This window comes from Zhenhengia sp. (genome assembly GCF_046966505.1).
Lineage (GTDB): Bacteria > Bacillota > Clostridia > Lachnospirales > Cellulosilyticaceae > Zhenhengia > Zhenhengia yiwuensis.
This window is the reverse complement of sequence record NZ_JBKVCH010000014.1, coordinates 87,662-95,291: the sequence shown is the minus strand read 5'-3', so window position 1 is coordinate 95,291 and position 7,630 is coordinate 87,662. Positions and strand designations below refer to the sequence as shown.

Below are 7,630 nucleotides of genomic sequence, written 5' to 3'. Positions count from 1 at the left end.
AGCTCTGTCATTATAGCAACCCATCTCATTCAAGAAGTAGAAAATATTTGTGATGGCGAATTGTCAAGTTAAGTGCAACACCTTTTCATAATATACTTCATAGGGTGTTTTCCAGTTTAAGCATTTACGAGGTCGTTTATTTAACTCTAATACTTTTTCTTGAATGACATTATCGGGAGTATCCGTTATATCCATACTTTTAGGAAAATACTCTCGTAGAAGTCCATTCGTATTTTCATTTGTACCACGTTCCCATGGATGATGTGGTGCTGGAAAATAGAAAGGAATGCCTCCTAACGCATTAGTAATCTTGCTATGTTGGGCAAACTCCTTGCCTCGATCTGGTGTAATTGTTTCTTTAGGTTGACTTGATAGCATTTTTATCATTTTATCAGATACTTCATGAGAAGCTTTTTTAGCTACTTTTTCACATAAGAGAAACCTACTTTTTCTATCTGTGAGGGTTACAAGACAAGCTTTACCTGTTTGACCAGCAACAGTATCAGCTTCCCAATCACCTATACGTTCACGATTATTTGCAATCTCAGGACGTTCTTCTATAGGATAGCTGATACGAATTTTTCCACGTGTTTCAACATGCCCCTTTGTATGTCGTGTTTTTCCACGATGCCTAAGTTTACGAGCAACTCCTCGTTGACCTTTTAGCAGAGGACTTTCCTCTAAAAGACCAGCATATATGCCTCTGTAGATAGTTGAATAACTAATGGCTATAGGATTGTTCTCTAACTTTAATCGATTTGAAATTTGTTCAGGAGACCACTGGTGCTGAAGAAAAAGTTCCTGAACTTTATCATGAATCAATTCATCCACTAGCATCTTTTTAGCCCTACAATTTTCACGTCTTTTTAGATATTTTCTTTGAGCATCAGATGGAGAATATATCCCGTTAGCATCTGAATTTCTTTTAATTTCTCTAGAAATAGATGATTTGCTTCTATTAAGTTCCTTTGAGATAAAACCTAAAGATTTAGATTGAGCAAGGAAAAATAATATTTTTTCTCGCTCAGCTATGGTAAAATGTGTGTAATGGCTCATAAGATTAATCCTTTCAATAGTAGTCTTCGCAAACACTATTTTACTAGGATTTTCTCTTATGAGTCATATTTTTTTTAGGTGTTGCACTTAGATTGTAAATTCAAGGATGATATTATTTTCCTAGGCTATGGAGAAGTTAGGTTACAAGGTAACGTAGATGACATTAGACAGGAAAAAGGTCAATCTATAGATGCATTATTTAGGGAGGTATTTAGATGTTAGGAAAATTAATTAAATATGAATTTAAAGCGACAGGAAGAACTTTCTTACCTCTGTATGGCGCTATTTTGCTCGTTGCACTCATTCAAAGATTTTTAGGAAGAAGCAATAAGGGGGTATTTGAAGAGCTTAATACACTAGGTAACTTTACAACCCTTGCATTAGTTGGATTATTTATAGCATTAGTTGTCATCACTTTAATTGTAACGATTCAACGTTTCCAAAAAAATCTGCTATCAGATGAAGGGTATTTAATGTTTACCTTACCTGTTAAAATAAGAAGTTTAATTATTACTAAAATGCTTGTAGCAGTAACATGGGTTATTTTAAGTGGAATAGTTGGGGTGATAACATTTATCGTTTTATTTGCTACCGGAGAATTCTTTGCCGAAGTGGGGCAGATGTTTTCCATATTCATACCACGAATGATGATTATGCTACAAGATGAAGTAGGTCGAATGGGCCTATTTGTCATTACCCAATTTGCACTTGCAACATTCTTGATGTATATACAATTTGTAGTCTTAATCTACTTATCTTTAGCAATAGGACAGTTCCCAAGTTTCCAAAAACATCGTACGGCGGCATCATTTATAGCTTTCTTCGTTATTAATACGGCAATCAATTGGATAACAGGAATGACAATGTTAGGAAGTCTATATACAGGGGCGAATATGGATCCTACTAAGAGTTTATTTATAGCAAATATAATGGCGATAATTTTTATAGTCGTTATGTTTGAAGGTACAACTTATATTCTAAAGAAACACCTAAATTTAGAGTAAGGATAGGGTGAAAATAAAAGGTTCCAGTGAGAGTAAGCTCTTTATTGGGACTTTTTATATTTCCCAATAAGCTTTTAAAATCTTATAAAAAGGATAGGAAGAGCATTATACAATAGAGAAATAGACAGTAAATTTTTGGAGATCAGATCATATATTAGAAATATAGTATTTAAACCCTTATAGCATAGGTAAATAGCATTATAGAACCTTTAAAAAAGATATGAAGGAGAATCAATATATGAGAAGATCAATACCTTTGGAGTGGCAAGCGGAGCAGGTTTGTGATAATGCCTCTAAGCCGCCTTTAATTTTTCAGCTTCCTCCAAAAGAGGGGCGTGAAGTTTTGGAAAAGGCACAAGATGCCCCTGTTTATAAATATCCAGCAGAAATTAAGACCATACCATTCCCCACAAGTAACTGGGGAACAATTAATGTGTATGCAATAATACCTACTAATAGAGTCGATATACCTAATGTCATTTATTACATTCATGGAGCAGGGTGGGTATTTGGAAGTTTGCATACGCATGATAAACTAGTACGTGAACTGGCAGCTCGTACGAATTCCATAGTAGTCTTTCCAGAATATACGCGCTCACCAGAAGCAAAATACCCTACAGCTATTGAACAGTGTTATGAAGTTATGTGTATGCTTCCTAGCTTATTATTACGAATAGGTTGCAGTGCCAATTTAAATACCTTAACAGTTGCAGGAGATAGTGTAGGCGGGAATATGGCAACTGTAATGACTATTATGGCTAAGAATAGAAAAGGACCTAAGATTCATAAACAGCTTTTATATTATCCAGTAACCAATGCTTGCTTTTCTACTAAATCCTACTATAAGTTTGCAGTAGACTACTATCTATATAGAGCTGGTATGATGTGGTTCTGGAACCAGTATACTATGAGTAATAAAGAACGTAATGAGATAACAGCTTCTCCTTTAAGGGCCACACTAGAAGAGTTAGAAGGCCTTCCAGATGCTATGATTTTAAATGGAGAAGCAGATGTTCTAAGGGATGAGGGGGAAGAGTATGCTAGAAAATTACGAAAAGCTGGAGTAGATGTAACAGCTATACGTTTCCAGGCTATCATTCATGACTTTGTTATGCTTAATACTTTAGACCAGACTAAAGCTTGTCGTGCTGCAATGGATGCTTCTACAGAGTGGATCAACCGAAAGAATAAAGAGATGAATAGAGGCCAGGCTCCAAAATGGAGAGATAAGCCTACTAGAAGGTAAAAGCAAAAATAAATAGATTAATTTATCTAACCAAACCATTTTTCTACCGACTATATAGGTGTAAGAAACAAATTTTAATGTTGAGGGGAACTATGAGAACAGGACTTACAATAGAACAAATGATAGATAAAAATTTTTTAGATAAGCTCTATGGATTTGCCTATAAACGCTGTAATAATTCACCTGAGGCCGAGGACTTATGCTCAGAGATGATTTTAAACATTCTTAAAGGTGCGCGTAAAAATCCTACTATTGAAAATTTCTATAGTTTTGCATGGACCATTGCACATCGTACGTATGCAGATTACTGTGAGAAACGCACCAAGCAAAAAGAAAGATTTATTATGGAAGCCTATAACGAGGAAGTCCGAAATCTAGAGACACACCCTATCGAAGTGTATATGGAAGAAGAGAGCGATGCCTTGTACCTTAAACGGATTAAAAAAGAGATTACCTTTCTTTCAAAAATGTACCGAGAGGTCATGGTCATGTATTATTTAGATGAAATGAAAGTGTCTGAAATCGCAATATGCCTTGGACTTAGTGAAACTACAGTAAAACAACGCCTGTTCTCAGCACGTAATACCCTTAAGAAAGAGGTAGGAAAAATGGAGAGTAAAGATTTAAGTTTAAAACCAATTCATATGCAATTTGTTGGCAAGGGAGAACCTGTAGGGAATGACCCTTCATCAAAGGCAGAGCGCATGTTGTCTCAAAATCTTGTTTATCTATGTAAAGATACAGCTAGAAGCGCAAAAGAACTTTCAAAACTACTCAATGTGCCTATGCCTTTTATAGAAGAAGAGCTCGAAATTCAATGTGCAGGAATAAATGGGGATTATGGTTTATTGAAAAGATTAGAAAATGGTAAGTATATCTCTAATTTTATTATGTTGGAGTTAGAGCATTTTAGAGAAATAAATAAAATGTATGAGGAAAAAATAGAAATCCTTGCTGAGAGGATAGGCGCTTATTTACAAAGACGTGAAAAGGACATTCTAGGTTTTCCGTTCTTAAATAAACAAACAGATAGAAGATTTATTGCTTGGTCATTAATAAACCTCTTAGTATGGTCTTATAGCAAGGGAATTGATCAATGTCTAGAAGAGAAATATTTTAAAGCTATTCAAAAACGAGAAGAGAAGTATCTTGTTTTTGGAATAGTTATTGGGACCAATGATGCACTGGATATTCAATTTTACGGATGTGATGGCATAAGTGCTTATAATATCTGTGGCTATAAGGCTGTGTCTGCCTTTAACCTTTATGGTGAGCGTATCCAGCAACATTTTGCTTGTGGGCACGATATCTCCAATGACCTGCTACTACGTTTAACACTTCAAGCGATTAAAAGGGTATCAAACGGAGTGAATTAACACAAGATGAGCAAGAAACCGCTGCAAAAGCTATTGAGGCAGGCTACTTAAAAGTTGAAGAAGGGTATTTATATCCTAAAGTTGTTGTAATGGATATAGAAGAGGCCAATGCTTTCCAAAGCCTAGCACTCGATATTGAAGAGGAATTTAAAGATTTAGTAGAGGACGCAGCAGATAAACTCTATAAATTCATTAAGAAATTCGTACCTAAACATTTAATGAGTGAATATCATATGTTTACAATGGTTACAAGCTGCGGACTTGTAAGTGATATTATTGAAGAATGTATCAAAAAGAATATTTTAACCTTACCAGAGCGGACACCTTGTGCAGAAGGAACATGGATTATGGTAAGTAAATAATTTATAAATAGAAGCCCTATACTGTGAGCTACTTAGCTATAGTATAGGGCTTTTATTGAGTAAGATACTAATTTTGCTGTTTAAGCGTTTTTAGAATTTACATCCGCCGTTTATAGTTGAATATTGGAAGTGGCGTTTTTACTTATTTTTATATTATAATAGCAAAAGATAAATGAAAGAAGCTAGAACTTACTTGTGGAGGAACTATGAGCGATAACATTAAAGTGAATTATTATGATACATTCAAATGCATTGCGGGGGATTGTCCCCTAACTTGCTGCCAGGAGTGGCGAATAGGGGTAGATGATCACACGCTTCAAAAATGGCAAGGTGTAAATTTAAAAGCTAATAACCAAGATGGTGAAAATAAATTAGGGATACACTTATGTAGCCATGTTAAATCAGACGAATCAGGACATGTGATTACTTTAAATAAAGAGAAGAAATGCCCATTTCTTAATCAAGATAAATTATGTAGGCTAGTAACAGAGTTAGGTGAAGATTACTTATCTGAAACGTGTACCACCTTCCCACGCCAAATCAATACTTTTGAGAACCGAGTAGAATATTCTCTTGATACAGGTTGCCCAGCAGTCGTAGATTTACTTAATCAAAATCTGAATACTATCCATTTTGTTAAAGAAGGAGCTAAAAATCCAGACCTTTTATATAATGTACGTGAGATGATCCTTACGCTGATTCAAGATGAAAATTATACACTAACAGAGCGTATGATGATTATTTTCTATGCTCTGTTAGAACTCTTTGAGCAAGATGAAATCACAGCTAAACAAGTTCATCAATATACAGATGGTGGGCACATTCAACCATTGGTGCAAGCTATCAGAAAAATGAGGTTTAACCGTTTGGATTCCTTCTGGGAAGGTAATGAACTCTTCCTAGATGTTGTGCATAACTATCGTAAGCAAAAGCTTTATGTAGATTATCTAGAACCTATTTCAGTTACAGCTGAAGGGTTAGAGGCAGTCTATACAGAACAGGTTATCTTAGAGAAAGCTAAAAACTTTGAAAGAGCCTTACAGCCTTATGAAGATCTCTTAAAAAATTACTTAATCAGCGAAATCTTTGGTAACTGTCTTATGCCTGAAATGGAGTTAGAAGATGTAGTAGTGGGATTCCAGTGGATTACCTTAGAGTATGCCGTACTTAAGCAAGCTCTCTTCCTAAAATGGCTGATGAATGGTGAGGGTGAGATCGACTATATAATGGTAAGAGATTATATATCTGTTATTTCTAGAGTCACAGGTTATGAACAAAGTGATATTAGAGAGTACCTAGAAAATAGTTTTGAAGAAGTGATATGGGAATGGGGTTACCTTGCACTCGTTATTGGGAATGGAAAGCTATAAGTATAAAATAAATTATAGTATAATAGAAATAATAAAAATTTTATTAATTCCATAAAGGGGGAACAGGTAAGCGGTGGCACTTATTATTTCCGATGTAGAAAGTAAGTTGTTAAACCTAAAGGATGAGGATATTATCATTGAAAATAATGGACATATCCATCCTTGTATAGGATGTTTTGGATGTTGGGTGAAGACACCAGGAAGATGTATCATTAAGGATGATTACAGTGATACAGGAGAGAAACTTGGAAAATGCAATGAACTCATTATAGTAAGTAAATGTACTTATGGGAGCTATAGCCCATTTGTAAAAAATGTTTTAGACAGGGCGATTTCCTATATCCATCCTGATTTTGTAATACGTAAAGGTGAAATGCATCATAAGAGACGCTATGATAATAGTATTATAATGAAGGTTTACTTTTATGGGGAGGTTATGAGTGAGCAGGAAAAAGAGACAGCTCGAAATCTTGCGAAAGCCAATGCAGTGAATTATGATGGGCTAGTTCAAAAAGTTGTATTTCTAAAGAGTAGGGATGAACTGAGAGGGATGAGTCTATGAAAATTGCAGTAATTAATGGAAGTCCTAAGAAGTCTGATAGCGCCAGTACTACACTGCTGAAGGATTTAAAAACATGCTTTCCAAAAGAAATAAGCTTTATAGACTATGATTTAAGAGTGAGTACCATGTCTCCAGATATAATAGAGGAATTCAATCAGTTTGATGCCCTTGTTTTTGCATTTCCCTTATATGTAGATGGCATACCTTCACATTTATTATCTTGCCTATGTGAAATAGAGACTTATGGTATAGAAAACAAAGCGATACACGTCTATGCTATAGCGAACTGTGGTTTCTATGAAGGAAAGCAAAATAGAAATGCTTTACATATTATGCAAAACTGGTGTGAGAAAGTAGGACTTATATGGGGACAAGGGATAGGTGTAGGTGGTGGTGGTGCACTTTCAAGTTTAGGGAAGGTGCCACTAGGCAAGGGACCTAAGAAAAATTTAGGTACTGCATTCAATCAATTAGTGACTCATATACTAGCTGGTACATCAGCTGACAATATCTATCTATCCATAAACTTTCCAAGGTTTTTATACAAATGGGCAGGGCAGCTGGGTTGGCGTCAGTCAATCAAGGCAAACAAGTTAAAGGTTAAAGATTTGGGGCGTAGGTTATAAAGGAAAAATAGAGTAAAAAGGAGAAAAT

Annotated in this window: 8 protein-coding genes; 7 read left to right on the top strand and 1 reads right to left on the bottom strand. The window is 35.3% G+C overall.

The window, feature by feature from the left end:
- Positions 1–63: 63 nt before the first annotated feature.
- Complete coding sequence (locus ACLTBU_RS14290) at positions 64–1,056, bottom strand: IS30 family transposase (RefSeq protein WP_337528535.1); 993 nt, start codon at positions 1,054–1,056, stop codon at positions 64–66.
- Positions 1,057–1,271: 215 nt separating this feature from the next.
- On the opposite strand from ACLTBU_RS14290, the gene ACLTBU_RS14285 reads away from it, so the two are divergent.
- From ACLTBU_RS14285 to ACLTBU_RS14255, 7 genes are all read left to right on the top strand, one after another.
- Complete coding sequence (locus ACLTBU_RS14285; RefSeq protein WP_249333370.1) at positions 1,272–2,060, top strand: hypothetical protein; 789 nt, start codon at positions 1,272–1,274, stop codon at positions 2,058–2,060.
- Positions 2,061–2,298: 238 nt separating this feature from the next.
- Positions 2,299–3,306: an alpha/beta hydrolase gene (locus ACLTBU_RS14280; RefSeq protein ID WP_412219570.1), complete on the top strand. Its 1,008-nt coding sequence runs from the start codon at positions 2,299–2,301 to the stop codon at positions 3,304–3,306.
- A gap of 92 nt (positions 3,307–3,398) precedes the next feature.
- Positions 3,399–4,682 carry an RNA polymerase sigma factor gene (locus ACLTBU_RS14275; protein ID WP_412219568.1) on the top strand — a complete coding sequence of 428 codons (1,284 nt, stop codon included), beginning with the start codon at positions 3,399–3,401 and terminating at the stop codon, positions 4,680–4,682.
- Between the two features lie 89 nt (positions 4,683–4,771).
- The gene (locus tag ACLTBU_RS14270) at positions 4,772–5,044 is read left to right on the top strand and encodes a hypothetical protein (protein ID WP_412219566.1); all 273 of its coding nucleotides are present in this window, start codon (positions 4,772–4,774) and stop codon (positions 5,042–5,044) included.
- Positions 5,045–5,250: 206 nt separating this feature from the next.
- A complete protein-coding gene (gene fliB / locus ACLTBU_RS14265; RefSeq protein ID WP_249333367.1) occupies positions 5,251–6,414 on the top strand; it encodes a flagellin lysine-N-methylase in 1,164 nt (387 codons plus the stop codon).
- 73 nt (positions 6,415–6,487) lie between these two features.
- On the top strand, positions 6,488–6,976 hold the full coding sequence (locus ACLTBU_RS14260; RefSeq protein ID WP_412219563.1) for a flavodoxin family protein: 489 nt from the start codon (positions 6,488–6,490) through the stop codon (positions 6,974–6,976).
- Entirely contained in the window at positions 6,973–7,602 is a 630-nt protein-coding gene (locus ACLTBU_RS14255; protein WP_320650560.1) for a hypothetical protein, read from the top strand. The genes ACLTBU_RS14260 and ACLTBU_RS14255 overlap by 4 nt, the downstream gene beginning before the upstream one ends.
- The last annotated feature ends 28 nt before the right edge of the window (positions 7,603–7,630 follow it).

Excerpts from the sequence above, each read along its gene's own strand:
- ACLTBU_RS14290 (WP_337528535.1), bottom strand. The coding sequence starts at position 1,056 with ATGAGCCATTACACACATTTTACCATAGCTGAGCGAGAAAAAATATTA.
- ACLTBU_RS14285 (WP_249333370.1), top strand. The coding sequence starts at position 1,272 with ATGTTAGGAAAATTAATTAAATATGAATTTAAAGCGACAGGAAGAACT.
- ACLTBU_RS14280 (WP_412219570.1), top strand. The coding sequence starts at position 2,299 with ATGAGAAGATCAATACCTTTGGAGTGGCAAGCGGAGCAGGTTTGTGAT.
- ACLTBU_RS14275 (WP_412219568.1), top strand. The coding sequence starts at position 3,399 with ATGAGAACAGGACTTACAATAGAACAAATGATAGATAAAAATTTTTTA.
- ACLTBU_RS14270 (WP_412219566.1), top strand. The coding sequence starts at position 4,772 with ATGGATATAGAAGAGGCCAATGCTTTCCAAAGCCTAGCACTCGATATT.
- fliB (WP_249333367.1), top strand. The coding sequence starts at position 5,251 with ATGAGCGATAACATTAAAGTGAATTATTATGATACATTCAAATGCATT.
- ACLTBU_RS14255 (WP_320650560.1), top strand. The coding sequence starts at position 6,973 with ATGAAAATTGCAGTAATTAATGGAAGTCCTAAGAAGTCTGATAGCGCC.